22 protein-coding genes and 4 tRNA genes are annotated in these 26,137 nt (G+C 63.0%); 22 read left to right on the top strand and 4 right to left on the bottom strand.

The features are described 5' to 3' along the window. The first annotated feature begins 61 nt into the window (after nucleotides 1-61). The 18 genes from rsmG (at nucleotide 62) to rpoC (ending at nucleotide 17,482) form a co-directional block, all read left to right on the top strand. Nucleotides 62-703 (top strand): 16S rRNA (guanine(527)-N(7))-methyltransferase RsmG, encoded by a 642-nt coding sequence (rsmG, locus tag BPET_RS25185; protein WP_041864447.1) that lies wholly within the window; start codon nucleotides 62-64, stop codon nucleotides 701-703. Continuing rightward, complete coding sequence (locus tag BPET_RS25180) at nucleotides 700-1,500, top strand: ParA family protein (RefSeq protein ID WP_012251791.1); 801 nt, start codon at nucleotides 700-702, stop codon at nucleotides 1,498-1,500. The genes rsmG and BPET_RS25180 overlap by 4 nt, the downstream gene beginning before the upstream one ends. A gap of 9 nt (nucleotides 1,501-1,509) precedes the next feature. Further along, nucleotides 1,510-1,656 (top strand): hypothetical protein, encoded by a 147-nt coding sequence (locus BPET_RS26990; protein ID WP_158310103.1) that lies wholly within the window; start codon nucleotides 1,510-1,512, stop codon nucleotides 1,654-1,656. Nucleotides 1,657-1,679: 23 nt separating this feature from the next. Beyond that, the gene (locus tag BPET_RS25175; protein ID WP_012251790.1) at nucleotides 1,680-2,591 is read left to right on the top strand and encodes a ParB/RepB/Spo0J family partition protein; all 912 of its coding nucleotides are present in this window, start codon (nucleotides 1,680-1,682) and stop codon (nucleotides 2,589-2,591) included. Next, on the top strand, nucleotides 2,584-3,588 hold the full coding sequence (locus BPET_RS25170; protein WP_012251789.1) for an asparaginase: 1,005 nt from the start codon (nucleotides 2,584-2,586) through the stop codon (nucleotides 3,586-3,588). The genes BPET_RS25175 and BPET_RS25170 overlap by 8 nt, the downstream gene beginning before the upstream one ends. A 74-nt stretch (nucleotides 3,589-3,662) precedes the next feature. Beyond that, nucleotides 3,663-3,749 (top strand) — tRNA-Tyr (locus BPET_RS25165). 123 nt (nucleotides 3,750-3,872) lie between these two features. Next, nucleotides 3,873-3,946 (top strand) — tRNA-Gly (locus BPET_RS25160). A 6-nt stretch (nucleotides 3,947-3,952) separates the two neighbouring features. Then, a tRNA-Thr gene (locus BPET_RS25155) sits at nucleotides 3,953-4,027 on the top strand. Between the two features lie 54 nt (nucleotides 4,028-4,081). Then, complete coding sequence (gene tuf / locus BPET_RS25150) at nucleotides 4,082-5,272, top strand: elongation factor Tu (RefSeq protein ID WP_012251771.1); 1,191 nt, start codon at nucleotides 4,082-4,084, stop codon at nucleotides 5,270-5,272. Nucleotides 5,273-5,386: 114 nt separating this feature from the next. Next, nucleotides 5,387-5,462 (top strand) — tRNA-Trp (locus tag BPET_RS25145). Nucleotides 5,463-5,614: 152 nt separating this feature from the next. Next, nucleotides 5,615-5,995, top strand: coding sequence for a preprotein translocase subunit SecE (gene secE, locus BPET_RS25140; protein WP_012251788.1), 381 nt, complete (start codon nucleotides 5,615-5,617; stop codon nucleotides 5,993-5,995). Nucleotides 5,996-6,004: 9 nt separating this feature from the next. Then, entirely contained in the window at nucleotides 6,005-6,538 is a 534-nt protein-coding gene (gene nusG, locus BPET_RS25135; RefSeq protein ID WP_012251787.1) for a transcription termination/antitermination protein NusG, read from the top strand. Between the two features lie 63 nt (nucleotides 6,539-6,601). Beyond that, nucleotides 6,602-7,033: a 50S ribosomal protein L11 gene (rplK, locus tag BPET_RS25130; protein ID WP_012251786.1), complete on the top strand. Its 432-nt coding sequence runs from the start codon at nucleotides 6,602-6,604 to the stop codon at nucleotides 7,031-7,033. 2 nt (nucleotides 7,034-7,035) lie between these two features. After that, nucleotides 7,036-7,734 (top strand): 50S ribosomal protein L1, encoded by a 699-nt coding sequence (rplA, locus tag BPET_RS25125; protein ID WP_012251785.1) that lies wholly within the window; start codon nucleotides 7,036-7,038, stop codon nucleotides 7,732-7,734. A gap of 252 nt (nucleotides 7,735-7,986) precedes the next feature. After that, on the top strand, nucleotides 7,987-8,511 hold the full coding sequence (gene rplJ / locus BPET_RS25120; RefSeq protein WP_012251784.1) for a 50S ribosomal protein L10: 525 nt from the start codon (nucleotides 7,987-7,989) through the stop codon (nucleotides 8,509-8,511). A gap of 76 nt (nucleotides 8,512-8,587) precedes the next feature. Beyond that, nucleotides 8,588-8,968: a 50S ribosomal protein L7/L12 gene (gene rplL / locus BPET_RS25115; protein WP_012251783.1), complete on the top strand. Its 381-nt coding sequence runs from the start codon at nucleotides 8,588-8,590 to the stop codon at nucleotides 8,966-8,968. Nucleotides 8,969-9,131: 163 nt separating this feature from the next. After that, entirely contained in the window at nucleotides 9,132-13,244 is a 4,113-nt protein-coding gene (gene rpoB, locus BPET_RS25110; protein WP_012251782.1) for a DNA-directed RNA polymerase subunit beta, read from the top strand. Continuing rightward, the gene (gene rpoC, locus BPET_RS25105) at nucleotides 13,244-17,482 is read left to right on the top strand and encodes a DNA-directed RNA polymerase subunit beta' (RefSeq protein WP_012251781.1); all 4,239 of its coding nucleotides are present in this window, start codon (nucleotides 13,244-13,246) and stop codon (nucleotides 17,480-17,482) included. The genes rpoB and rpoC overlap by 1 nt, the downstream gene beginning before the upstream one ends. Before the next feature lie 121 nt (nucleotides 17,483-17,603). On the opposite strand, the gene BPET_RS25100 is transcribed toward rpoC, so the two are convergent. After that, nucleotides 17,604-17,999, bottom strand: a complete 396-nt coding sequence (locus tag BPET_RS25100; RefSeq protein ID WP_041863312.1) for a TssQ family T6SS-associated lipoprotein — start codon at nucleotides 17,997-17,999, stop codon at nucleotides 17,604-17,606. Between the two features lie 264 nt (nucleotides 18,000-18,263). Between BPET_RS25100 and BPET_RS25095 the strand changes: the two genes are divergently transcribed. Beyond that, nucleotides 18,264-19,490, top strand: a complete 1,227-nt coding sequence (locus tag BPET_RS25095) for a serine/threonine-protein kinase (protein ID WP_012251779.1) — start codon at nucleotides 18,264-18,266, stop codon at nucleotides 19,488-19,490. 27 nt (nucleotides 19,491-19,517) lie between these two features. Here the strand turns inward: BPET_RS25095 and BPET_RS25090 are convergent, their stop codons facing one another. Genes BPET_RS25090 through BPET_RS25080 form a run of 3 tightly spaced genes read right to left on the bottom strand, consistent with a single transcriptional unit; the run spans nucleotide 19,518 to nucleotide 23,703 of the window. Continuing rightward, nucleotides 19,518-21,842, bottom strand: coding sequence for a CHASE2 domain-containing protein (locus tag BPET_RS25090; protein ID WP_012251778.1), 2,325 nt, complete (start codon nucleotides 21,840-21,842; stop codon nucleotides 19,518-19,520). Between the two features lie 17 nt (nucleotides 21,843-21,859). Beyond that, a complete protein-coding gene (locus BPET_RS25085) occupies nucleotides 21,860-22,966 on the bottom strand; it encodes a FecR domain-containing protein (protein WP_012251777.1) in 1,107 nt (368 codons plus the stop codon). A 26-nt stretch (nucleotides 22,967-22,992) separates the two neighbouring features. Next, nucleotides 22,993-23,703, bottom strand: coding sequence for a response regulator transcription factor (locus tag BPET_RS25080; RefSeq protein WP_012251776.1), 711 nt, complete (start codon nucleotides 23,701-23,703; stop codon nucleotides 22,993-22,995). A gap of 268 nt (nucleotides 23,704-23,971) precedes the next feature. Here BPET_RS25080 and BPET_RS25075 point away from each other — a divergent pair, with 268 nt between their 5' ends. From BPET_RS25075 to rpsG, 3 genes are all read left to right on the top strand, one after another. Next, nucleotides 23,972-24,685: a response regulator transcription factor gene (locus BPET_RS25075; protein ID WP_012251775.1), complete on the top strand. Its 714-nt coding sequence runs from the start codon at nucleotides 23,972-23,974 to the stop codon at nucleotides 24,683-24,685. Nucleotides 24,686-25,115: 430 nt separating this feature from the next. After that, nucleotides 25,116-25,493 (top strand): 30S ribosomal protein S12, encoded by a 378-nt coding sequence (rpsL, locus tag BPET_RS25070; RefSeq protein ID WP_012251774.1) that lies wholly within the window; start codon nucleotides 25,116-25,118, stop codon nucleotides 25,491-25,493. 173 nt (nucleotides 25,494-25,666) lie between these two features. Then, a complete protein-coding gene (rpsG, locus tag BPET_RS25065) occupies nucleotides 25,667-26,137 on the top strand; it encodes a 30S ribosomal protein S7 (RefSeq protein WP_012251773.1) in 471 nt (156 codons plus the stop codon).

The following is a 26,137-nucleotide window of genomic DNA, read 5'->3' as shown; positions in this document are numbered from 1 at the left end:
CCCGCCAGGCCGCCCCGACGGCGAACATCGGGGTTCATCCGGTGCCGACCCGAACGGCCGCTTGCGGCAGGCCTGTGACAGCCTGGGCCTGCGGGTGGAAGCCGCCCAAGCCGACAAACTGCTGGCGTATCTGGCGCAAATGCAGCGCTGGAACCGCACCTACAACCTGACTGCCATCCGCGACCCGGAGCAGATGCTGGTGCAGCACCTGTTCGACAGCCTGAGTGTCGTCGATCCCCTCAGCCGGGTCGTAGGCGCAGATACGGCCGCGACTGTGTATGACATTGGCTCAGGCGGCGGGTTGCCCGGCGTTGTGCTAGCCATCATGAGGCCCACCTGGCAAATAGGCTGCGTCGATGCAGTGGAAAAGAAAATGGCTTTCGTGCGGCAGATGTCTGGCGTGCTTGCTCTGCCCAACTTGCGGGCGCTGCATGCACGGGTCGAAGAACTGCCGCCGGCCGGGTGCGATGTCGTGATCTCTCGCGCATTCGCTTCGCTCAATGATTTCGCGTCGCTGGCGGGTCGCCACGTGCGCAACGATGGTACGCTCGTCGCCATGAAAGGGAAGGTCCCGGAAGACGAGATTCAAACCCTGCACCAGCAGGGCGAATGGCAGGTGCAAGAAATCCAGGCGCTGCAAGTCCCGGCGCTGGATGCGCAACGCTGCCTGATCTGGATGCGTCGCAGTCAAGGAACTCTATGAACACCACATCGTCCAGCCCGAACGGCGCCCGCGTATTCTGCATCGCAAATCAGAAAGGCGGCGTTGGCAAGACTACCACCGCCATCAACCTGGCGGCGGGCCTGGCCAAACACGGCAAGCGAGTGTTGCTGATAGATCTCGATCCCCAAGGCAACGCCACCATGGGCAGCGGCATCGACAAAAGCAGCCTGGAATCCAATCTGTACCAGGTGCTGATAGGAGACGCGTCTATCGCACAGGCGCGGGTGCGGTCAGAAGCAGGGGGCTACGATGTGCTGCCAGCCAACCGCGAGCTTGCTGGCGCCGAAATCGACCTGGTCAACATGGACGAGCGCGAGCGCCAACTGAAGGCCGCCATCGACGCGATCGTCGACCAATACGACTTCGTGCTCATCGACTGCCCGCCCACCCTGTCGCTGCTTACACTCAACGGCCTGGCGGCGGCGCATGGGGTCATTATTCCCATGCAGTGTGAATACTTCGCCCTCGAAGGATTATCCGATCTGGTTAACACTATCAAGCGCGTGCATCGCAATATCAACGGCGAACTGCGCCTGATCGGCCTGCTGCGCGTCATGTTCGACCCGCGCATGACCCTGCAGCAGCAGGTGTCGGCGCAGCTCGAGTCGCACTTCGGCGACAAGGTGTTTTCCACGGTCATTCCTCGCAATGTGCGGCTGGCCGAAGCGCCCAGCTATGGCTTGCCCGGCGTGGTGTACGACCAGTCTTCGCGCGGGGCGCAGGCCTATATTTCGTTCGGCGCCGAGATGGTCAAGCGCGTCGAAACAATGGACTGATGCTGCATCATGAACGCTTTGCTCGCCATGCTGGGGTTATCCACACGTTCACCGCATTCGCGGCCGGGCGTATTGTTCCAGCTTGTGCCTGAAGGAGGCGTTGCCGTGGTCGGCGCCCTGGCAGGCGGCTCGCAACGCAGCCCCGCCAAGAACTGAAAGTTGTAAAAGGATCATTCGACATGGCCACCAAAAAACCCAAGGGTCTGGGCCGCGGGCTGGATGCCCTGCTGGGCGCAGACGGGCCCGCTATCGATACCATCGGCAAAGCCCCCGCTAAAGCCGAAGGGCCGCCCGCGACGCTGCCCGTCGTCAAGATGCGGGCCGGCAAGTATCAGCCGCGCACTCGCATGGACGAAGGCGCCCTGAACGAGCTGGCCGAGTCTATCCGCACCCAGGGCATCATGCAGCCCATTCTGGTGCGCGCGCTCAGCGACGATCCGGGCCACTACGAAATCATCGCCGGTGAGCGCCGGTTCCGGGCCGCACAGTTGGCCGGCCTGAAAGAAGTGCCCGTGCTGGTGCGCGATGTCGCGGATGAAAACGCCGCCGTCATGGCGCTCATAGAAAACATACAGCGCGAAGACCTCAACCCCCTCGAAGAAGCCCAGGGCGTGCGCCGTCTGCTCGACGAATTCGGCCTGACGCACGAACAGGCTGCCCAGGCTATCGGCCGATCGCGCTCGGCCACCAGCAACCTGTTGCGGCTCATGAACCTCGCCGCACCGGTACAAACCATGCTGCTGGCCGGCGATATCGACATGGGCCACGCCCGTGCGCTGTTGGCGGTCGATGCCGCCATGCAAATCCAGCTGGCCAACCAGATCATCGCCAAGCGCCTCTCGGTGCGCGAAGCCGAAAAGCTCGTCGCCAAAACCGCCAAAGAATCCGAAGCGGCGCCTCGCAAGAAAAGCAATGGCGCCTCGCGCGATGTGGCGCGTCTCGAAGAAGCCCTGTCCGACCAATTAGGCACGCGGGTAGCCCTCAAGGTGGGGGCGCGCGAAAAGGGCCAGATCGTCATCGATTTCCATGGCTGGGAACACCTCAATTCGCTGCTCGAGCGCCAGGGCCTGTCCGGAGTGCTGGATGCCTGAGGCCCGCCTGCCGGCAATTGCCGTGCTGGCGACGGGAGGCACTATCGCCGGCGCCCAGGCCGAGAGCGCATCACATGCCTATCGCGCCGGCGCATTGCAGGTCGGCCAACTGCTCGACGCGGTGCCGGGCCTGGCCCGCCTGGCGCGCATCCAGGCCGAGCAGGTGGCCAGCATCGGCAGCCAGAACATGTCGCACGCCGTGTGGGCAAGCCTGGCGCGCCGCATCGAGGCGTTGTGCGACGATCCCGCGGTAGACGGTATCGTGGTCACCCATGGCACCGATACGCTCGAAGAAACCGCATATTTCCTCAGCCTGGTCATTCGCCACGACAAACCGCTGGTGCTGACCGGCGCCATGCGGCCGGCCACCGCGCCGGGCGCCGATGGGCCGGCCAACGTGTTTCACGCCGTGGCCCTGGCCGGATGCGCCGACGCGCGCGGGCGCGGGCCGCTGGTGGTCATGAACGAAGACATCCACTACGCGCGCGAAGTACAGAAAACCGCCTGCGCAGGCATCAATGCCTTTGCCTCGCCCAATCGCGGCAGGGCAGGGGTCATGCGCGGCGCGCAAACCAATTTCTTCTCGCGCAACGATACGGTGCACTCCAAAGCCAGCGCGTTTTCCCTCGGGGCTCTCGAGACTGCTGGCTGGCCCAGGGTTGACGTCGTACACGCCGGGGTCGACCTGGGCGCGGATCTGATCGATTTCCTGGCGGAGCGCGCGCGCGGCATAGTGCTGGCCGGGGTAGGCGATGGCAATGCCACCGATGCCGCCCTGCAGGCGCTGCAGCGCGCGGCCGCTGGCGGCGTAGCCGTGGTGCGCGCCAGCCGCACGGGAAGCGGCCGGGTCGGCCGCAACGTCGAAGTCGATGACGACGCTGCCGGCTTCATCGCCGCCGGCGAGCTCAGTCCCCAGAAGGCCCGCATCCTGCTGATGCTGGGCCTGTCGCTTACCCGCGATCCGGCCAGCCTGCAGGATTTTTTTGATCGTTACTAAGCCGTCGCATGTTCTTGGCTGCAGACCGATTTGACTTCCAATTCAAAAGTGTCCATAATCCCTAGTTCTCCGCTGGAGGGGTGCCCGAGTGGTTAAAGGGGGCAGACTGTAAATCTGTTGGCCTTGCGCCTACGTTGGTTCGAATCCAACCTCCTCCACCAGAGACCCATATTCCGAATCCAGGCATGCCGCCTGGATTCTCAATGTAAGGCCCCAGGTTTTTCCGCACGGTTCGCTGTGCGGCGGGTACTGCAGAATACGGGCGAGCGGTGAAAGGGTAGCCTGCGGGTGTAGCTCAATGGTAGAGCAGAAGCCTTCCAAGCTTACGACGAGGGTTCGATTCCCTTCACCCGCTCCAGAATTTGCCCATGTGGCTCAGTGGTAGAGCACTCCCTTGGTAAGGGAGAGGTCACGCGTTCGATCCGCGTCATGGGCACCACTTTTTTTTGTTCTCTTCTTAGTCAGAAGCTTCAATCCAGGTCAGGAGTCAGCCATGGCAAAAGGCAAGTTTGAACGTACCAAGCCGCACGTGAACGTGGGTACGATTGGTCACGTTGACCACGGCAAAACGACGTTGACGGCGGCGATCACGACGGTGCTGTCGACGAAGTTCGGCGGGGAAGCCCGTGGCTACGACCAGATCGACGCGGCGCCGGAAGAGAAGGCGCGCGGCATCACGATCAACACGGCGCACGTGGAATACGAGACGGAAAGCCGTCACTATGCGCACGTTGACTGCCCGGGGCACGCTGACTATGTGAAGAACATGATCACGGGCGCGGCGCAGATGGACGGCGCGATCCTGGTGGTGTCGGCCGCGGACGGCCCGATGCCGCAGACGCGCGAGCACATTCTGCTGAGCCGCCAGGTTGGCGTGCCGTACATCATCGTGTTCCTGAACAAGGCGGACATGGTCGATGACGCGGAGCTGCTCGAGCTGGTGGAAATGGAAGTTCGCGAGCTGCTGTCGAAGTACGACTTCCCGGGCGACGACACGCCGATCGTGAAGGGTTCGGCCAAGCTGGCGCTCGAAGGCGACAAGGGCGAGCTGGGCGAGCAGGCGATTCTGAAGCTGGCCGAAGCGCTGGACACGTACATCCCGACGCCTGAGCGCGCGGTCGACGGTGCGTTCCTGATGCCGGTCGAAGACGTGTTCTCGATCTCGGGTCGTGGCACGGTGGTGACGGGCCGCGTCGAGCGCGGGATCATCAAGGTGGGCGAGGAAATCGAAATCGTGGGCATCAAGCCGACGGTGAAGACGACCTGCACGGGCGTGGAAATGTTCCGCAAGCTGCTGGACCAAGGTCAGGCGGGCGACAACGTGGGGATTCTGCTGCGCGGCACCAAGCGTGAAGACGTCGAGCGTGGCCAGGTGCTGGCCAAGCCGGGTTCGATCACGCCGCACACGGAGTTCACGGCCGAGGTGTACATTCTGTCCAAGGAAGAAGGCGGTCGTCATACGCCGTTCTTCAACGGGTATCGTCCGCAGTTCTACTTCCGCACGACGGACGTGACGGGCTCGATCGAGCTGCCCAAGGACAAGGAAATGGTGCTGCCGGGCGACAACGTGTCGATGACGGTCAAGCTGCTGGCGCCGATCGCCATGGAAGAAGGCCTGCGCTTCGCCATCCGTGAAGGCGGCCGCACCGTCGGCGCCGGCGTCGTCGCCAAAATCATCGCTTAAGTCAGGCACTTTGCACGGGAAGCCGGCCCTTTTCGGGCCCGCTTCCCATGTTTGTCAAAAAAGTAGTACTATGTATGGTTCCGCAAGTCACCATGCATCGCTTGCAAGCGTTTTAGGGGTATAGCTCAATTGGCAGAGCGTCGGTCTCCAAAACCGAAGGTTGTAGGTTCGATTCCTACTGCCCCTGCCACATTAGTGGCCAAAATATCCAGGGCCGGCATGGTCGATATGGCGGCCAAGGTCATGGCCAACCAGGCCCAGTTCGTTGTCAACCCCGCTCGCACTTAAATTCGCCGGGAGATCACCGCAAGCCGTGCAGTTTAGGTCGGCTCGCGTCGCAAAATGTCTAATACCAGCGTAGAAACCGTAACCAGCACCGCCGACCGGATCAAGCTCGGGTTGGCTGTGCTTGTTGTCATTGCTGGCATCGTGGGCTTTTCGATGCTCAGCGCCCAACCCATGGCCGCCCGCGTCGGCGTGTTCGTCGGCGGGCTGGTCATTGCCGCCCTGATTGCCTGGTTCAGCGAGCCCGGCCGCCGCACCCTGAGCTTCGCCAACGAATCGTACAACGAAGCCAAGCGGGTTTCCTGGCCCACCCGCAAGGAAACCACCCAGATGACGGGCATCGTGTTCGCCTTCGTTGCGATCATGGGCCTGCTGATGTGGGTGCTCGACAAGGGCATCGAATGGATACTCTACGGCCTGCTGCTGGGCTGGAAATAAGGACGCCGAATGAGTAAACGCTGGTATGTCGTCCATGTGTACTCGGGCATGGAAAAAAGCGTCCACAAGGCCTTGAACGAGCGCATCGAGCGCGCGGGCCTGCAGACGTCGTTCGGCCGCATCCTGGTGCCTTCGGAAGAAGTCGTCGAAATGAAGGGCGGCCAGAAGTCCATCAGTGAGCGCCGCATTTTCCCGGGTTACGTCCTGGTCGAGATGGATCTCACCGACGAAACCTGGCATCTGGTCAAGAACACCAACCGCGTCACCGGCTTCCTGGGTGGCTCGGGCAACCGCCCCACCCCGATTTCCGAAAAAGAAGTCGAGAAGATCCTCTCCCAGATGGAAGAGGGGGTCGAGAAACCCCGCCCCAAGATCCTGTTCGAAGTGGGCGAGATGGTGCGTGTGAAAGAAGGTCCGTTTGCAGACTTCAACGGCAACGTCGAAGAAGTCAATTACGAAAAGAGCAAGGTGCGTGTGTCGGTCACCATTTTTGGTCGCGCCACCCCCGTCGAGCTCGATTTCAGCCAGGTCGAAAAGACCTGATTTTCAACCCCGGGGAGCCCGCCGCACAGCGCGGCGAGCGTTTGAACCCGCAAGGAGCAAAGCATGGCGAAGAAGATCGTCGGCTTTATCAAGCTGCAAGTACCGGCTGGTAAGGCAAACCCCTCCCCCCCGATTGGCCCGGCGCTGGGTCAGCGTGGCCTGAACATCATGGAATTCTGCAAGGCGTTCAACGCCAAGACCCAGGGCATGGAGCCCGGTCTGCCGATTCCGGTGGTGATCACGGCCTTCGCCGACAAGAGCTTCACCTTCATCATGAAGACCCCGCCCGCGACGGTCCTCATCAAGAAGGCCGCCGGCGTCCAGAAGGGTTCGGCCAAGCCGCATACCGACAAGGTCGGCACGCTCACGCGCGCCCAGGCCGAGGAAATCGCCAAGACCAAAGAACCCGATCTGACCGCGGCCGATCTGGAAGCCGCCGTTCGCACGATCGCTGGCAGCGCCCGCAGCATGGGCATCACGGTTGAGGGGATCTGATCATGGCAAAACTGTCCAAGCGCGCCGCCGCCATCGCCAAGAAAATCGACCGCACGAAGCTGTATCCCGTGTCGGAAGCCCTGACGCTGGTCAAGGAAACCGCTACCGCCAAGTTCGATGAATCCATCGACGTGGCCGTGCAGCTGGGCATCGACCCCAAGAAATCCGACCAACTGGTTCGTGGTTCCGTGGTCCTGCCCGCCGGCACCGGCAAGAGCGTTCGCGTCGCCGTGTTCGCCCAAGGCGACAAGGCTGAAGCCGCGCGTGCCGCCGGCGCCGACATCGTCGGCCTGGACGACCTGGCCGAGCGCATCAAGGGTGGCCAGATCGACTTCGACGTGGTCATCGCCTCGCCTGACACGATGCGTGTCGTGGGCGCCCTGGGTCAGGTGCTGGGTCCCCGTGGCCTGATGCCGAACCCCAAGGTCGGCACCGTCACGCCCGACGTTGCTACCGCCGTGAAGAACGCCAAGGCCGGTCAGGTTCAGTACCGCACCGACAAGGCCGGCATCATTCACGCCACCATCGGCCGCGCCTCGTTCGGCGTGGAACAGCTGCAAACCAACCTGGCCGCGCTGGTCGACGCCCTGCAAAAGGCCCGTCCCGCTGCCGCCAAGGGCATTTACCTGCGCAAGCTGGCCGTCTCGTCCACCATGGGCGGCGGCGCGCGCATCGAAGTAGCTTCGCTTTCGGCCAACTGATCGGCCGCGAGCATTAACGAACTTTGGGCCGCATCCGGATTTCCGGATGCTGCTGTCAAAGACCGCTGGAGCAGGGCATCGGCAGCCGTATCGCCGGCGCCCCGCTTAATCCCGGAGCTGGCACAGTCCGAATCCAGCGTAGACGGCGTCCCCAGGAAGATTTCTTTACCCGAAGAACTCAACCAGGCGCCGCATTCGGTTGACGCGCAAGGCCGCAAGGCCCCAGGCGTCTTTTGATGGAGTGTTCAAACCGTGAGTCTCAATCGTCAAGAGAAAGCGGTGGTGATCGAAGAAGTCTCGGCAGCTGTTGCCAAGGCGCAATCGATTGTTATCGCCGAGTATCGTGGTCTGGACGTCGCCTCTGTCACCGTACTGCGCAAAACTGCGCGTGAATCGGGCGTGTACCTCCGTGTTCTGAAGAACACGCTGGCCCGTCGTGCGGTTGCCGGCACGGCTTTCGAGCCGCTGTCCGAGCAACTGACCGGTCCGCTGATCTATGGCATCAGCGAAGATCCGGTTTCGGCGGCCAAGGTCCTCGCAGGTTTCGCAAAAAGCAACGACAAGCTGGTCATCAAGGCGGGCTCGCTGCCCAATAACCTGTTGAACCAAGAAGGCGTGAAGGCCCTGGCCACCATGCCCTCGCGCGAAGAGTTGCTGTCGAAACTGCTGGGCACCATGCAAGCCCCCATCGCGCAATTCGTGCGTACGCTCAACGAAGTTCCCACCAAGTTCGCCCGCGGCCTGGCTGCCGTGCGCGATCAGAAGGCGGCGGCGTAAGCCTCCACCCGTGGAATTCGCTGAACGACCGAGCGACACCCAACCTGGCATTTATCCAATTCTGGAGTTCTGAAAAATGGCACTTAGCAAAGCTGAAATCCTTGACGCCATCGCTGGCATGACCGTGCTCGAGCTGTCCGAGCTGATCAAGGAAATGGAAGAGAAATTTGGCGTGTCGGCTGCTGCCGCCGCTGTGGCCGTGGCTGCCCCCGCTGCTGGTGGCGGTGCTGCCGCTGCTGAAGAGCAGACCGAATTCACCGTGGTGCTGGCTGAAGCCGGCGCCAACAAGGTGAGCGTCATCAAGGCCGTGCGCGAACTGACCGGCCTGGGTCTGAAGGAAGCCAAGGACCTGGTCGACGGCGCGCCGAAGCCCGTCAAGGAAGGCATCGCCAAGGCTGACGCCGAAGCCGCCAAGAAGAAGCTGGAAGAAGCTGGCGCCAAGGTCGAAGTCAAGTAAGACCTTGCGTCAACTGCCCGGGGACAGCGCAGTTTGCCGTCCCCGGGCTTTTGCGTTTCCAGGAAACCCCTACTGCCGGGGTGCCCTTTGCAGAGGGGTTTTCTGGAGTCGTATCACCTGGGGCCGTGGTTGACGGCCCATGCAACCTCGAGTCGGAGTGCTCATGCCTTACTCGTACACCGAAAAAAAGCGCATCCGCAAAAGCTTCGCCAAGCGTGAAGACGTTCAAGACGTTCCCTTCCTGCTGGCGACTCAGCTTCAATCCTACCTAACTTTTCTGCAGGCGGATACTCCCCCGTCCGATCGCGCCAGCGAAGGCCTGCAGGCGGCGTTTTCGTCGATTTTCCCGATTGTCAGCCATAACGGAATGGCGCGCTTGGAGTTCGTCAGCTACGTGCTGGGCGAGCCGGTGTTCGATGTCAAGGAATGCCAGCAACGTGGCCTGACCTACGCATCGCCGCTGCGCGCCAAAGTGCGCCTGGTGCTGCTCGACCGCGAAGTCAGCAAGCCGACCATCAAGGAAGTGAAAGAACAGGAAGTCTACATGGGCGAAATTCCGCTCATGACGGGCACCGGTTCGTTCGTGATCAACGGTACTGAGCGCGTTATCGTGTCTCAGCTGCACCGTTCGCCCGGCGTGTTCTTCGAGCACGACCGCGGCAAGACCCACAGTTCCGGCAAGCTGCTGTTCTCGGCCCGCGTGATTCCCTACCGCGGCTCGTGGCTGGACTTCGAGTTCGATCCGAAAGACGTGCTGTTCTTCCGCGTCGACCGTCGTCGCAAGATGCCCGTGACGATCCTGCTGAAGGCCATCGGCATGACGCCGGAGTCCATCCTGGCGCACTTCTTCGACTTCGACAACTTCGAGCTCAAGAGCGAAGGCGGCATGATTGAATTCGTGCCCGAGCGCTGGAAGGGCGAGATGGCCCGCTTCGACATCACCGGCCGTGACGGCAACGTCATTGTCGAGAAAGACAAGCGCATCAATGCCAAGCATCTGCGCGACATGGCCAATGCCAACATTCAGCGCGTCTCGGTGCCCGAAGAGTTCCTGTATGGCCGCGTGCTGGCCAAGAACATCGTCGATCCCGACACCGGCGAAGTGGTGGCGCATGCCAATGACGAGATCACCGAAAGCGTCCTGAGCGCCCTGCGCGCGGCCAACGTGCGCGACATCCAGACGCTGTACACCAACGACCTGGATCGTGGCCCGTACATCTCGCAAACGCTGCGCACCGACGAGACCGCCGACCAGATGGCCGCGCGCGTGGCCATTTATCGCATGATGCGCCCCGGCGAGCCGCCTACCGAAGACGCCGTCGAGGCCCTGTTCCAGCGCCTGTTCTACAGCGAAGAAACGTACGACCTGTCGCGCGTGGGCCGCATGAAGGTCAACAGCCGCCTGGGCCGTGGTGAAGACATCACCGGCCCCATGACGCTCACCAACGAAGACATCCTTGAAACCATCAAGGTGCTGGTCGAGCTGCGCAACGGCCGTGGCCAGATCGACGATATCGATCACCTGGGCAACCGCCGCGTGCGCTGCGTGGGCGAACTGGCCGAGAACCAGTTCCGCGCAGGCCTGGTGCGCGTCGAGCGCGCCGTGAAAGAACGTCTGGGTCAGGCCGAGACCGAAAACCTGATGCCGCACGACCTGATCAACTCCAAGCCGATCTCGGCTGCCATCAAGGAGTTCTTCGGTTCGAGCCAGCTGTCGCAGTTCATGGACCAGACCAACCCGCTGTCGGAAATCACGCACAAGCGTCGTGTTTCCGCACTGGGCCCGGGTGGCCTGACGCGCGAACGCGCCGGCTTCGAAGTGCGCGACGTGCATCCCACGCACTATGGCCGCGTCTGCCCGATCGAAACGCCGGAAGGCCCGAACATCGGTCTGATCAACTCCATGGCGCTGTACGCACGCCTGAACGAGTACGGCTTCCTGGAAACGCCTTACCGCAAAATCATCGACGGCAAGGTCAGCGACCAGATCGACTACCTTTCGGCCATCGAAGAAAGCAACTACGTCATCGCGCAGGCCAACGCCGCGCTCGATGACGAAGGCCGTTTCGTCGACGACCTGGTGGCTTGCCGCGAAGCTGGCGAAACCATGCTGACCGCGCCGGCCAACGTGCACTACATGGACGTGGCTCCGTCGCAGATCGTCTCGGTGGCGGCGTCGCTGATCCCGTTCCTCGAGCACGACGACGCGAACCGGGCGCTGATGGGTGCCAACATGCAGCGCCAGGCCGTGCCTTGCCTGCGTCCTGAAAAGCCCGTGGTGGGCACCGGCGTCGAGCGCACTGTCGCGGTCGACTCGGGCACTACCGTGCAGGCGCTGCGTGGCGGCGTGGTCGACCACGTCGACGCCGAGCGTGTCGTTATCCGCGTCAACGACGATGAAAACGTCGCCGGCGAAGTGGGCGTCGACATCTACAACCTGATCAAGTACACCCGTTCCAACCAGAACACCAACATCAACCAGCGTCCCATCGTCAAGCGTGGCGACAAGGTCGCCAAGGGCGATGTGCTGGCCGATGGCGCGTCCACCGACCTGGGCGAGCTGGCGCTGGGGCAGAACATGCTGATCGCGTTCATGCCCTGGAACGGCTACAACTTCGAAGACTCGATCCTGATCTCGGAAAAAGTCGTGGCCGACGACCGCTACACCTCGATCCACATCGAGGAACTGACGGTCGTTGCACGCGACACCAAGCTCGGACCCGAGGAAATCACCCGCGACATCAGCAACCTGGCCGAAACCCAGCTCAATCGCCTGGATGACTCGGGCATCGTCTACATTGGCGCCGAAGTCACTGCCGACGACGTGCTGGTCGGCAAGGTTACGCCCAAGGGCGAAACCCAGCTGACGCCGGAAGAAAAACTGCTGCGCGCCATCTTCGGCGAGAAGGCCTCCGACGTCAAAGACACGTCGCTGCGCGTGCCCTCGGGCATGGTGGGCACCGTCATCGACGTGCAAGTGTTCACGCGCGAAGGCATCGTGCGCGACAAGCGCGCTCAGTCCATCATCGACGACGAACTGCGCCGCTATCGCCAAGACCTGAACGACCAGCTGCGCATCGTCGAGAACGACCAGTTCGACCGTATCGAGAAGCTGCTGATCGGCAAGACCGTCAACGGCGGCCCGCGCAAGCTGGCCAAGGGCGCCACCATTACCAAGGCGTACCTGGCTGACCTCGACCGCTGGCAGTGGTTCGACATCCGCCTGGCCGACGAGCCTCACGCCGTGGTGCTGGAGCAGGCCAAGGAATCGCTCGAGCAGAAGCGCCATCAGTTCGACCTGGCGTTCGAAGAAAAGCGCAAGAAGCTCACGCAGGGCGATGAGCTGCCCCCGGGCGTGCTCAAGATGATCAAGGTGTACCTGGCCGTCAAGCGCCGCCTGCAGCCTGGCGACAAGATGGCCGGCCGCCACGGCAACAAGGGCGTTGTCTCGCGCATCACTCCGGTCGAAGACATGCCTCACATGGCCGACGGCACGCCTGCCGACATCGTCCTGAACCCGCTGGGCGTGCCTTCACGGATGAACGTCGGCCAGGTGCTCGAAGTTCACCTGGGCTGGGCCGCCAAGGGCGTGGGCCATCGCATCGCCGACATGCTGCGCGACGAACGCACGGCACAGGTGAAGAACGTGCGCGCCTACCTGGACAAGGTGTACAACACCACCGGCACTGGCGAGCAGATCGACACCCTGACCGACGACGAAGTCATGGAGCTGGCGCAGAACCTCAAGAACGGCGTGCCGTTCGCGACGCCGGTGTTCGACGGCGCCACCGAGGAAGAAATCGGCAAGATGCTCGAGCTGGCGTACCCCGACGAAGTCGCCAAGCGCATGCAGCTTACCGATTCGCGCACCCAGGCATGGCTGTTCGACGGCCGCACCGGCGAGAAATTCGAGCGCCCGGTCACGGTCGGCTACATGCACTACCTGAAGCTGCACCACTTGGTCGACGACAAGATGCACGCGCGTTCCACCGGGCCGTACTCGCTGGTGACCCAGCAACCGCTGGGCGGCAAGGCGCAGTTCGGCGGCCAGCGTTTCGGCGAAATGGAAGTGTGGGCGCTGGAAGCTTACGGCGCCGCCTACACCCTGCAGGAAATGCTGACGGTGAAGTCCGACGACATCACCGGCCGCACCAAGGTTTACGAAAACATCGTCAAGGGCGATCACGTCATCGATGCCGGCATGCCGGAATCGTTCAACGTGCTGGTCAAGGAAATCCGCTCGTTGGCCCTCGACATGGATCTGGAGCGTAACTAATGAAAGCGCTACTCGACCTCTTCAAGCAAGTCTCGCAAGACGAGCAGTTCGATGCCATCAAGATCGGCATCGCCTCGCCCGAGAAAATTCGTTCGTGGTCTTACGGCGAAGTCCGCAAGCCCGAAACCATCAACTATCGTACGTTCAAGCCCGAACGCGATGGCCTGTTCTGCTCGAAGATCTTTGGCCCGATCAAAGACTACGAATGCCTTTGCGGAAAATACAAGCGCCTGAAGCATCGTGGCGTGATCTGCGAGAAGTGCGGCGTCGAAGTCACGGTGGCCAAGGTGCGCCGCGAGCGCATGGGCCACATCGAGCTGGCCAGCCCGGTTGCGCACATCTGGTTCCTGAAGAGCCTGCCGTCGCGCCTGGGCATGGTGCTCGACATGACGCTGCGCGACATCGAACGCGTGCTGTATTTCGAAGCCTGGTGCGTCATCGAGCCCGGCATGACGCCGCTCAAGCGCGGCCAGATCATGTCCGACGACGACTTCCTGGCCAAGACCGAAGAGTACGGTGACGACTTCCGCGCCCTGATGGGTGCCGAAGCCGTGCGCGAACTGCTGCGCACCATCGACATCGACCGCGAAGTGGAAACGCTGCGCGGCGAGCTCAAGGCCACCAGCTCCGAAGCCAAGATCAAGAAAATCTCCAAGCGCCTGAAGGTGCTGGAAGGCTTCCAGAAGTCGGGCATCAAGGCCGAATGGATGGTCATGGAAGTGCTGCCCGTGCTGCCGCCGGACCTGCGTCCGCTGGTGCCGCTCGATGGCGGCCGCTTTGCCACGTCCGACCTTAACGACCTGTACCGCCGCGTCATCAACCGCAACAACCGGTTGAAGCGCCTGCTCGAACTCAAGGCGCCGGAAATCATTCTGCGCAACGAAAAGCGCATGCTGCAGGAAGCCGTCGACTCGCTGCTCGACAACGGCCGCCGCGGCAAGGCCATGACGGGCGCCAACAAGCGCCAGCTGAAGTCGCTGGCCGACATGATCAAAGGTAAGAGCGGCCGCTTCCGCCAGAACCTGCTGGGCAAGCGCGTCGACTACTCCGGCCGTTCGGTCATCGTGGTGGGCCCGCAACTCAAGCTGCACCAGTGCGGCCTGCCCAAGCTGATGGCGCTGGAACTGTTCAAGCCCTTCATCTTCAACCGTCTTGAAATGATGGGCCTGGCCACCACCATCAAGGCCGCCAAGAAGCTGGTCGAAAGCCAGGAACCGGTGGTGTGGGACATTCTGGAAGAAGTCATCCGCGAACACCCGGTCATGCTGAACCGGGCGCCCACGCTGCACCGCCTGGGCATCCAGGCGTTCGAGCCGGTGCTGATCGAAGGCAAGGCCATCCAACTGCACCCGCTGGTCTGCGCGGCGTTCAACGCCGACTTCGACGGCGACCAGATGGCCGTGCACGTGCCGCTGTCGCTGGAAGCGCAGCTGGAAGCGCGCACCCTGATGCTGGCCTCGAACAACGTGCTGTTCCCGGCCAACGGCGAACCGTCCATCGTGCCGTCGCAGGACATCGTGCTCGGCCTGTACTACACGACGCGCGAACGCATCAACGGCAAGGGCGAAGGCATTTTCTTCACCGACGTGGCCGAAGTGCAGCGTGCCTATGACAACGGCGAAGTCGAGCTGCAGTCGCGCATCACGGTGCGTCTGACCGAGTACGAGCGCGACGACAACGGCGAATTCCAGCCGGTGCTGCGCCGTCACGAAACCACGGTCGGCCGCGCGCTGCTGTCGGAAATCCTGCCCAAGGGCCTGCCCTTCACGGTGCTGAACAAGGCGCTGAAGAAGAAGGAAATCTCGCGCCTGATTAACCAGTCGTTCCGCCGTTGCGGCTTGCGCGACACGGTGATCTTCGCCGACAAGCTGATGCAGTCGGGCTTCCGCCTGGCCACCCGCGGTGGCATCTCGATCGCCATGGGCGACATGCTGATTCCCAAGGCCAAGGAAGGCATCCTGGCCGAGGCCAGCCGCGAAGTGAAGGAAATCGACAAGCAGTACTCGTCGGGTCTGGTCACCTCGCAAGAGCGCTACAACAATGTGGTCGACATCTGGGGCAAGGCCAGCGACAAGGTCGGCAAAGCCATGATGGAGCAACTGGCCACGGAACCCGTGGTCAACCGCCATGGCGAAGAAGTGCGCCAGGAATCGTTCAACTCGATCTACATGATGGCCGACTCCGGCGCCCGCGGTTCCGCGGCCCAGATCCGCCAGCTGGCCGGCATGCGCGGCCTGATGGCCAAGCCTGACGGCTCCATCATCGAGACGCCCATTACCGCGAACTTCCGCGAAGGCCTGAACGTTCTGCAGTACTTCATTTCGACCCACGGCGCGCGCAAGGGCTTGGCCGACACCGCGCTGAAGACGGCGAACTCGGGTTACCTGACCCGCCGTCTGGTCGACGTGACGCAAGACCTGGTCATTACCGAAGACGATTGCGGCACCACCCAGGGCTACGCCATGAAGGCGCTGGTCGAAGGCGGTGAAGTCATCGAGCCGCTGCGCGACCGCATTCTGGGCCGTGTGGCTGCCATCGACGTGGTCGATCCCGACACGCAGGAAACGGCCATTGCCGCCGGCACGCTGCTCGACGAAGACCTGGTCGACCTGATCGACCGCATCGGCGTCGACGAAGTGAAGGTGCGCACGCCCCTTACTTGCGAAACCCGTCATGGCCTGTGCGCGCACTGCTATGGCCGCGACCTCGGCCGCGGCTCGCACGTCAACGTCGGCGAAGCTGTCGGCGTCATTGCCGCCCAGTCCATCGGCGAACCCGGCACGCAGCTCACCATGCGTACGTTCCACATCGGTGGCGCGGCATCGCGTTCGGCCCTGGCCAGCGCGGTCGAAACCAAGTCGACCGGTAAGGTGGGCTTTGCCAGCACGATGCGGTATGTCACCAACGCCAAGGGCGAACGCGTGGCGATCTCGCGTTCGGGCGAACTGGCGATCTTCGACGACAACGGTCGTGAGCGCGAACGTCACAAGATCCCGTACGGCGCTACTGTGCTGGTCGGCGACGGCGAAGCCGTCAAGGCCGGCACCCGCCTGGCAACGTGGGATCCGCTGACTCGTCCGATCGTGTCCGAGTACGGCGGCGCGGTGCGCTTCGAGAACATCGAAGAAGGCGTCACCGTCGCCAAGCAGCTCGACGAGATCACCGGTCTGTCGACCCTGGTCGTGATCACCCCCAAGACCCGCAGCGGCAAGACCGTTACGCGTCCGCAGATCAAACTGGTCAACGAGAACGGCGAAGACGTCAAGATCGCCGGCACCGATCACTCGGTGAATATCTCGTTCCCGGTGGGCGCGCTGATCACCGTGCGCGATGGTCAGCAAGTGGCGGTGGGTGAAGTGCTGGCGCGTATTCCGCAAGAATCGCAAAAGACCCGCGACATTACCGGCGGTCTGCCGCGCGTGGCCGAGCTGTTCGAAGCGCGCTCGCCGAAGGACGCCGGCATGCTGGCCGACGTTACCGGCACCGTGTCGTTCGGCAAGGACACCAAGGGCAAACAGCGCCTGGTCATTACCGACCTGGAAGGCGTCAGCCACGAGTTCCTGATTCCCAAGGAAAAGCAGGTGCTGGTGCACGACGGCCAGGTGGTGAACAAGGGCGAAATGATCGTCGACGGCCCGGCCGACCCGCACGATATCCTGCGCCTGCAGGGCATCGAGAAGCTGGCGACCTACATCGTCGACGAAGTCCAGGACGTCTATCGTCTGCAGGGCGTGAAGATCAACGACAAGCACATCGAAGTGATTGTTCGCCAGATGCTGCGCCGTGTGAACATCGTTGACGCGGGCGATACCGAGTTCATCCCGGGCGAGCAGGTCGAGCGTTCCGAGCTGTTGAACGAAAACGACCGTGTCACTGCCGAAGGCAAGCGTCCCGCTACGTACGACAACGTGCTGTTGGGTATCACGAAGGCTTCGCTGTCGACCGATTCGTTCATCTCGGCTGCCTCGTTCCAGGAAACCACGCGTGTCCTGACCGAAGCCGCTATCATGGGCAAGCGCGACGACCTGCGTGGGCTGAAGGAAAACGTCATCGTCGGCCGCCTGATTCCGGCGGGTACCGGCCTGGCCTATCACATGGCGCGCAAGGACAAAGAAGCCCTCGAGGCCGCCGAGCGCGAAGCGGCACGGCAATTGGCGAACCCGTTCGAGGATGCGCCGGTTACCGTGGACGCCGATGCGCCCCAGTCCGACGCCGGCCAGGAGGGTTCCGCCGAATAAGCGGTACCTCCATGTCCCGGCGAGGGCCTGCCTGTAGTACGGGCAGGCCCTATGCAAAACGGCCGCTGAGCAATCAGCGGCCGTTTTTTCTTATGCGGGATGGGCCTGCCGGCCCGGCGCATCAGCTGCCCGCGCGCGCCTGGGCGGCCTTGAACACGGGGCCCCATTGCGGGTGGCCGGCCTCGTTGGGCGCCAGCGTGAACCCTGAATCCAATTGCAAAATCCGTACAAAGGTGTCTTCGCACAGTTGCGCATAGTTGCGTACGCAGTAGCTGAAGGCCTGCAGCTTATAGGCCTCGATGCGCATCGACTTCGGCGCCGAGGCGATATCGCCTGAGGTGGCGACGGTGCGGATGACCGTGCCGTACTGGCCGGCGGCATACTGTTGCCGAACCTGGGCCATCGTATCCTGGGCTGCTTGCGAGGGCGGGCCTTCAAAGCCGGACCCCATCCCGGCGCAGCCGCCAAGGAAGGCCAGAAGGCAAAGCAAAGAGGGCAAGAAAGCGCGAGTCTTCATGAGCGGTTGAGCCTGTGCCTGTGGAAGAATAAGAGTCACATCCTGTTCCTGGCGTAGCCATTATGAAATGAAGTAGGACAGGATGCTCGGATAATATCCGTTGTAAGCGCCAATAGCGCATGCTGCGCCGCAGTAATTATGCGTCTTACTGATAGGTTAAGTTATTAAAAGTAACTCCAGTAAACTCTGCATCGCGCCTGCGCCAGAATCGAGCGCCGTCATGCAGGCGCAATAATCTACTGCTCATTCCAGCTTATTTTGGCCATGTTTTCCTCCGCGGGCTTTTCGTCGCCGCGCGGGCCCTTTGCAGGTGCCGCGCCTCTTGCTCACCGTCCACTCAGCGCCATTGCGGCCACCGCCGCGGGTGGGGTGCCGCAGGCGCGCATTCAACGCCTCATTGCGGAACTCATCCCGGTGCTTGACGACCTGCACCGCGAAGGGCGCATCTGCGGCGATATCTCGGTTCATTCCGTAGGGTTGGACGAGTCCGGGCGGGCCCACCTGATGGCGCTGTCTGGCTATTCCCGTCCTGGCGAGGCACCAGCGCTCACGCCGGGGTATGTGCCGTTCGAACTGTATACCGAGGCGGCGGAATGGCCGCGCGGGCCCTGGACAGACATCTACGCCTTGAGCGCCGTCGCCTATTCGCTGGTCGCCGGCCAGCGGCCGCCTGCGGCCTCAGAACGGCGTGTTAGCGAGACCTATCGGCCGCTGACCGCGCAGGGGCTGGCGAAGTACGACGCGAGCTTTCTGGCTGCCATTGACGCCGGCCTGGCGATCATGCCGGCCGACCGGCCTCAGACCGTACAGGACTTCGCCCAGTTGCTCGCGTTGCCGCCACCGGTATGGCCCTCGCAGCCGGAGCCTTTGGCTACAGAACTGCCCGAACCCACACCTGCTGCCGAAGCGTCGAGTGCGCCGCGGCGTGGTAGCTTCCGGTCTATTGCGCAGGCGATTCTGCTGGGCATCGCCACGCTGGCGGTGTCTGCGTATTGGTGGGGCCGGCTTACGGCGACTCCCGATGGAGTAATTACTCACTCTGAGTCGGCGGTCGCGCAGGCGCCAACTCCAGCCGAGGTGCCGGTTTTCACGTCGCCCGCACCTGCGCCTGCGCCCGGACCCTCCTCCACCGCACCCGTCGCCGCTGTGCCCCAGGCCGAATGGCAGACAGGCTACCCTGACGACGACACCGGCGCGGTGGCACAGTTGGCTGGGCAAGCGCCGGATGCCGCCCCGACAGAGCCTTCGGACCCGGACGGCGCCTCGCCGGCGGCTCCGCCGGCCCCTGTGCGGGTCAGTATCAATGTGCGCCCGTGGGGTGAAATCGTGGTCAATGGCGTCTCGCGGGGGGTGACGCCGCCCCTGAAAACCTTGCGCCTGGCACCGGGCCGCTATTCGGTGACCATCCGCAATACGGCACAGCCGCCGTATCGGACCACCCTGGAAGTCAAGCCGGGCAAGCCCGCCATGATTACCCATATATTCCGCTGAGCCGGCGCTTTTTGTGGGATATGGCGCTCATGCATCGTAGGCATCGTCGTCCAGGGCGATCGGCAGACGCAAGGTAAACCGCGTACCCGAGCCGCGCTCGCTGTGTACGGTAATCTCGCCGCCGTGGCGCAACGCCACGGCGCGCACGAACGCAAGTCCCAGGCCGGCGCCTCCGGTGCTGGAACGGCGCGCCTCGCCGGTGCGGAAAAAGGGCTGGAACAGGCGCTGCTGGTCTTGCGGCGCAATGCCGGGTCCGGCATCTTCGATCTCGACATCCCACATTTCCGCCGCGGCCCGTACGCGCAGCTGTATCCGGCTGCCGTCCGGGCTGTACTTGATGGCGTTGTCCAGCAGATTGCAGATGGCGCGCATGATCAGCGTCTGGTCGCCGTAGGCGAGCGCCGGCGTTGTCGGCGCGTGCACGTCCAGCGTGATTTTCCGCCGTTGGGCGGCCGCCCAGAACTCATCGGCCGCCTCGCGCAGCAGATCGGCAAGATCCAGCTTGGCATGGGCGATATCCATGGACTCGGCGCGAGTGAGCTGGATGAACTCGTCTACCAGCAGCAAGGTCCGGTTGGCCAAGTGGGCAATACGCGACAGCGCCTCGCTGGGCGGGCTGTTGCCGGTGTCCGACTGGTTCAGGGCCACTAATGCCAGAATCGAATTCTGCGGGGCCCGCATATCGTGCGAGATAAAGCGCAAGGTTTCTTCGCGCTGGCGCTCTGCCTGGCGAATCATCGTGATGTCGCTCAAGGTCACCACCAGCCCGGCACGCACGCCTTGCGCGGTGCGGACCTGCGCGCATCGAAGCAGCAGGTCCTGGCCAGCGCGATCGCGCACTTCGATATTGGCCCGCGGTGGGGCGGCGCCTTGGGTATCATCTTCATTGGCCGGCGCGCGCAGCGCTTGCCGCACCAGCTGGCGGGTCGATGGGTCTCCGAACGCCTGTTCCAGTACGGGCGCCAGCGCCTGGCCAATGCGTGGCGGCCGGATGCTGAGGTTCAGGAAGTACATCACGGCTGGGCGATTGCGGAATTGCAGCCTGCCGACCTGGTCGATAACCAACGTCGCGTCGGGCATACCATCCAGGCCATCGAGCAGGAACCGCCGCAGGTTGCGCACCCGGCTCAGCGTGTGGTCCAGCTCATCAATGTGCTGGTCCAGCGACCGGCTGACGCGGCCGCCCAGCGGGTCGGCTTCGCCCATCACCGGGGGGTACTCTTTGCGCAGGCGCGCCATTTCGCCTTCCATGTAGCGCAATGCCGCTTCCTGGCTGCGCCAGCTCCATAATGGATAGCAGGCCGCCACCCCCAGCAGGGCGGCGGCTGGCGGCATCCAGGTATCGGTCCAGTACAGCGTCGCGATGGCGAAGGCGATGATCGCCACCAGCAACGCCGCGCTGGACAATATCGCCTGCCGCGGCGACAGGCGGGGCAGCGCCAGGCACAGCAGCAGCACGGGAATGGCGCTGGCCAGCGCGGTTTGCCAGGCGGGAGCGGTCTGCAGCACCCGGCCGTCTCGGACCGACTGCAGCAAGTTGCCCATGATTTCCACGCCCGAAATACCGCTTGAGCGATGCGAAACCGGTGCGGGGAACACATCACCCATGCCCGTTGCCCAGGCACCCACCAATACGTACTTGTTCTTGAAGGCCGAGGGGGAAAAGTCGCCGCGCAGTACCGAAAGGTAAGACACCACCCGGAAATGGCCGGGCGGGCCCGCGTACGGAATAAGCGACCCACTGGACGGCACCTGTTGCAGGAAGCTGCTCACCTGGGCCTCCTGGCCGCCTGTGCGCAGCATGGCCAGCGCAAAATGACTCCACGAGTCATTATTCAGTCCGCGCGTCCAGACGGCGCGTCGCGCTACACCGTCGTCGTCCAGATCAATATTGATGTAACCCAGGCCCGCGGCCGCGGCGGCCAGCGGCGCCAGGGGCAGGTCCGCGTGCGTGGGCCGTTCAAGATTATCCAGCACTACCGGCAGCACGACATGCCCTTGCCGGCGTATGGCTTCGGCCAGGACGCGGTCGCCCTGGGGACGGTCCTGGTCGGCCTCAGCAAAAATGATGTCCAGCCCCACGGCGCGCGCGCCACCCAAGTGGTCGAGCAGGGCCGCATGTATGGCGCGCGGCCACGGCCAGCGGCCCAGTCCGGCCAACGAGGCGTCGTCGATCGCGACGATCACCACGTCGGCCGGCGCCGGCCGTTGCGCCACCGAGACGGCGCGGTCGTAGACTATCTGGTCGATACGCCCCAGGCCGTTGACCGACCCCAGCAAGGCCGTCAGGGCCGCCAACAGGATGGTCAGCAGCAGCCGCGAGTGTGGGTAGGTGCGGCGGCGGTCGGCCATGACGGACGCAGCCAGGCTCAGTAGTCAGCCAGCGTAACGACGCCGCTATCCGACAGCGAGACGGGCAGGCCCGACGCGGTCATGAGGACGTTGGCTCCCATGAAGGTCAGGCGGCCATCGCGGCCTTCCAGGCCGGTGGCGTCAATGGCGCGTACCGCCACATAGTAGGTGCCGGCTCCCGGCGCAGAAAAGTGGATGTCCGTGCTGTCGAACCGAGTGGACGAGGTCAACTCGAGGCCATCGGCATCGCGCGATACTTGTACCAGGTAGGCCACCGCGCCGGGCACCGGCGAAACAGACGCGGTCCACTGGCCCGAGCCGGCCCGCTGCGGCGCGCCGAGCTGCGGCGCGGGCAGCAACGGCCGCACCCCGGACAGCACGCCGTCGGCGCCGATCGAGGCCCCATAGCCCGTGGCCACGGCAACCGGCCGGCCTGGCGCACTGTCTCGCGCATGCGGCTGCAGCCGCACGCTGCCTTCTATGACTTCGCTGCGAGATCCCTGCGCACTGGCCTGCACACGGAAACGGGTGCCGCGCACGCCAGTCACCGCCACCGGCGTACGCACTTCGAAGCGGCCCACGCCTTGCCCGTCGGGGGCCACGTGCGAGTCGACGGCGCCGCGCTGCACGCGCAAGATCGAATCGGTCAGTGCGGTGCCTTCGAACTGCCGCAGCCGCTCCAGGTGCGTGCTCCCATTCTGCGGCAGCGTGACCTTGGTGCCATCGGCCAACCGCAGGGTGACAAAGCCGTTGGCCGACGTTGTGATAGTTGCGCCTTCGGCTACCGGGGTGCCCTCGCGCAACGGCGCGCCATCCATGCTGGCCGCGCCGCTGACGTGCACCGCCGTAGTTTGCGCCGGCACTTCGGGAATCAAGGCGAGAGGAATACGCAGCTCCTTACCGATCATCATGCGATAAGGATCGTCGATGGCGTTCAAGCGCTGCAGTACACCCCAGTTTGCTTCATTGCGTGTGTATGTTTCCGCCAGTTGGATCAGCGTATCCCCCTGGCGTACGCGATAGATGAAATCGTCCCCAAGCGTGCCCGCCGGTTGCGCGGACACCAGCGGGCTGGCGACAGCCGCGCCGAGACAGAGGACGTTGCGCACGAAACGCAGGATCATTTACGAAGTCTCCAGTATTAACAGCGTTATGTCTTATCTGCGCCCGTGTCGCTGTTCACGATTTCAAGCCGATAGCCCAGGGCATACGAGGATGCCAGACGCACGCCGTTTTCGGGGCGTAGTTGCAGCTTCTGGCGAATATTGGACAAATGCGTGTCCAGTGTGCGTGAGGTAGCGGGAATCTCGCGGCTCCATACGCTTTCAGCCAGCACGTCACGCGACAGCAGACGGCCTGCGTTGCGAAAGAATAATTGCGCAAGTTCGAATTCTTTGGGTGCCAGCGCAATGGCCGTGCCGTTTAGCGCGATCGTGCGCGCGGTGGGATCGATGTCATACCCAGCCACCGAAAAAGGTGCATGGTCGGGTTGCGCCGCCTGGCTGCGGCGTAGCAATGCCGCGATCCGCGCCAGCAATTCGGCCGACCGCAACGGCTTTACGACATAATCGTCGGCGCCGGCATGCAGCCCCTGCACCAGATCAATTTCCTGGCTGCGGCTGGTCAGGAAAATAATGGGAACCTGCATGCCGAGTGTGCTGCGCAGGCGCCGCAGCACTTCGTCGCCATCCATGTCCGGCAATTGCCAATCGAGCATGATGAGATCGAACGATTGGTTGCGCACGGCAGCCAGCAGATCGCGGCTGCGTTGATAGCTGTGGCAGGTATAACCGGCGGAATCCAAAACCTGTTTGATATGCCGGGCTTGGTCAAGGTCGTCTTCCAGCGAGGCTATCTGCATAATGAATTCTTTAATTGAATAGAGTGCTCGCCGCTCGGATTTTCAAAGCCTCGCGCGAGGCTCGCGACGCGATACTGCACTGCGATAATAACTCGCGGTTGCCACTTCTTGAATCCCGCAACATTGTGAACGTCAAGCAATGTCAAGTTGACAAAGATTGACTACGACTTCGTGCAAGATGAAGTCACACTGTCTCAGATATGTCGCTATGCACAACGCATGAAATACAAGGCGTTGCTCGCTTGGTGATAGCTTCCGGGACAATGCAATGAAGCAATTGAAAGTACTCATCATGGTGCCCGACGCAACAGTCCGTGGACACTCGGTCATGACGATGTTGCAGGCAGGCATCGCTGCAGAAGCATGCGGCACGCCGCTCGAGCTGTTTAAGCTGCTCGGCGAAGACCAATACGACGCGGTTGTGCTCGACATCGGAGAACTCGGCGAAATCGGTTATGCGTTGCTGTCGCGCCTGCGCGCCTCGCCCGTGTTGGGTATCGTCGTCATCGGCGCCGGGCTCGGTATTGAAAACCGTTTGCGTTGTCTGCAGAGCGGGGCCGATATCTGCCTGCCTGATCCGGTCGATAGCCGTGAACTGGCTTGCGTGCTGCTGGCGTTGGCGCGCCGACTGCCGGGTCGCGCGTCCGAAGAAATCGCACAGGCCGAGAGTGCCCCCGAAAACGCCGGCCGCTGGGAGTTGCGCGACCAAAACTGGACCCTGGTGTCGCCAGCCGGGGTGGCCATTTCGCTGTCGGCCAACGAGCGCTTGGTCGTGCGAACGTTACTAGATGTTGCTGGCCGGGCTGTCGGCCGCGCCGAACTCAACCAGCAGCTCGAAGCAGACAGCAATGTCGGCCGCAGCGGGGGGGCGCGCAGCATCGACGTCATCGTCAGCCGCCTGCGCCGCAAAGCCGAAGTGGCCGGCGTCATCCTGCCTATCCGTACGGTGTACGGCAGCGGTTATCTGTTCGCCAATCAGTAGCCTCGCGCAATAGTTTTGCCCAACCGTGCAGCGGGCCGAGCGGCTTGTTGCCCTTTCGCCTCCTTCCGCCCCGGCGCGCGACGGCATTTGGGACGCCAGCCTTCGCGCCGTTTTCTGCTTTGACATGCCTGGGGTTCTGGGTTATGCTGACGGGCTTACTGCGTTATTTGCGCATAAAGAAGCCAGCCAAAACGGGCGCGGGCGGGGTCCAACCCTCCGCGGGGGCTCAACCCCCGTATCGACCAAGCCTGTCGGCTGCTGGCCTTTGTGCGTTTTGTCTGCAAGACCCGCTCTTTTACGTAAGGAACGTTTGAGGCGGTTTTGCGTGAACTGCCTCTCGCTGGTGTACCGGCCCCTTGTCAGGGCAGCCGCCAGGGACACGAGTACACAAAGTACTTACCAGTGGTACGTAAAAGGGATTTAAAAGGTCATGCCTACCATTAGCCAGCTCGTGCGCAAGCCGCGCGAAGTCAGCGTCATCAAGAGCAAGAGCCCCGCGCTCGAAAACTGCCCGCAGCGTCGCGGCGTGTGCACCCGTGTGTACACCACCACCCCCAAGAAGCCGAACTCCGCCCTGCGTAAGGTTGCCAAGGTGCGCCTCACCAACGGCTACGAAGTCATTTCGTATATCGGCGGCGAAGGCCACAACCTGCAAGAGCACTCGGTGGTTCTGGTGCGCGGCGGTCGTGTGAAAGACCTTCCGGGTGTGCGCTACCACATCGTGCGTGGCTCGCTCGACCTGCAAGGCGTGAAAGACCGCAAGCAGGCTCGCTCGAAGTACGGCGCCAAGCGCCCGAAGAAGGCCTGATAGGCTCTTCAACCGTAGTTTTTGCAGTGCCCGGCCGCGCATCCGCGCGGCCACAGTGCGACCACGCCAGCCTTCTCGAAAAAGCCGTGCGTGGTACGTAAGGGGCCGTCCCGATGGGCGGCCATGGCCGTGCCACCTGGCGCGGTTCAACTGAACTGACACAAGGAAGCAACATGCCCCGTCGTCGCGAAGTACCCAAGCGCGAGATCCTGCCCGATCCCAAGTTCGGCAGCGTCGAGCTCGCCAAATTCATGAACGTCGTCATGCTGGACGGCAAGAAAGCCGTCGCCGAGCGCATCGTCTACGGCGCGCTCGAGCAAGTGCAGGCCAAGACCGGCAAAGAGCCGATCGAAGTCTTCAGCCTGGCGATCAACAACATCAAGCCGATCGTCGAAGTGAAAAGCCGCCGCGTGGGCGGCGCCAACTACCAAGTGCCGGTTGAAGTGCGCCCCGTGCGCCGCCTGGCCTTGGCCATGCGTTGGCTGCGCGAAGCCGCCAAGAAGCGCGGCGAAAAATCGATGGATCTGCGCCTGGCTGGCGAACTGATCGACGCCTCGGAAGGCCGCGGCGCCGCGATGAAGAAACGCGAAGACACGCACAAGATGGCCGAGGCCAACAAGGCCTTCAGCCATTTCCGCTGGTAA

The sequence above is a fragment of the Bordetella petrii genome (assembly GCF_000067205.1).
Taxonomy (GTDB): Bacteria; Pseudomonadota; Gammaproteobacteria; order Burkholderiales; family Burkholderiaceae_B; genus Bordetella_A; species Bordetella_A petrii.
This window is presented reverse-complemented; position numbering and strand designations above follow the sequence as displayed.

Coding starts and splice junctions, on each gene's coding strand:
- BPET_RS25180 (WP_012251791.1), top strand. CDS start 700: ATGAACACCACATCGTCCAGCCCGAACGGCGCCCGCGTATTCTGCATC.
- BPET_RS26990 (WP_158310103.1), top strand. CDS start 1,510: ATGAACGCTTTGCTCGCCATGCTGGGGTTATCCACACGTTCACCGCAT.
- BPET_RS25175 (WP_012251790.1), top strand. CDS start 1,680: ATGGCCACCAAAAAACCCAAGGGTCTGGGCCGCGGGCTGGATGCCCTG.
- BPET_RS25170 (WP_012251789.1), top strand. CDS start 2,584: ATGCCTGAGGCCCGCCTGCCGGCAATTGCCGTGCTGGCGACGGGAGGC.
- tuf (WP_012251771.1), top strand. CDS start 4,082: ATGGCAAAAGGCAAGTTTGAACGTACCAAGCCGCACGTGAACGTGGGT.
- secE (WP_012251788.1), top strand. CDS start 5,615: ATGTCTAATACCAGCGTAGAAACCGTAACCAGCACCGCCGACCGGATC.
- nusG (WP_012251787.1), top strand. CDS start 6,005: ATGAGTAAACGCTGGTATGTCGTCCATGTGTACTCGGGCATGGAAAAA.
- rplK (WP_012251786.1), top strand. CDS start 6,602: ATGGCGAAGAAGATCGTCGGCTTTATCAAGCTGCAAGTACCGGCTGGT.
- rplA (WP_012251785.1), top strand. CDS start 7,036: ATGGCAAAACTGTCCAAGCGCGCCGCCGCCATCGCCAAGAAAATCGAC.
- rplL (WP_012251783.1), top strand. CDS start 8,588: ATGGCACTTAGCAAAGCTGAAATCCTTGACGCCATCGCTGGCATGACC.
- rpoB (WP_012251782.1), top strand. CDS start 9,132: ATGCCTTACTCGTACACCGAAAAAAAGCGCATCCGCAAAAGCTTCGCC.
- rpoC (WP_012251781.1), top strand. CDS start 13,244: ATGAAAGCGCTACTCGACCTCTTCAAGCAAGTCTCGCAAGACGAGCAG.
- BPET_RS25100 (WP_041863312.1), bottom strand. CDS start 17,999: ATGAAGACTCGCGCTTTCTTGCCCTCTTTGCTTTGCCTTCTGGCCTTC.
- BPET_RS25095 (WP_012251779.1), top strand. CDS start 18,264: ATGTTTTCCTCCGCGGGCTTTTCGTCGCCGCGCGGGCCCTTTGCAGGT.
- BPET_RS25090 (WP_012251778.1), bottom strand. CDS start 21,842: ATGGCCGACCGCCGCCGCACCTACCCACACTCGCGGCTGCTGCTGACC.
- BPET_RS25085 (WP_012251777.1), bottom strand. CDS start 22,966: ATGATCCTGCGTTTCGTGCGCAACGTCCTCTGTCTCGGCGCGGCTGTC.
- BPET_RS25080 (WP_012251776.1), bottom strand. CDS start 23,703: ATGCAGATAGCCTCGCTGGAAGACGACCTTGACCAAGCCCGGCATATC.
- BPET_RS25075 (WP_012251775.1), top strand. CDS start 23,972: ATGAAGCAATTGAAAGTACTCATCATGGTGCCCGACGCAACAGTCCGT.
- rpsL (WP_012251774.1), top strand. CDS start 25,116: ATGCCTACCATTAGCCAGCTCGTGCGCAAGCCGCGCGAAGTCAGCGTC.
- rpsG (WP_012251773.1), top strand. CDS start 25,667: ATGCCCCGTCGTCGCGAAGTACCCAAGCGCGAGATCCTGCCCGATCCC.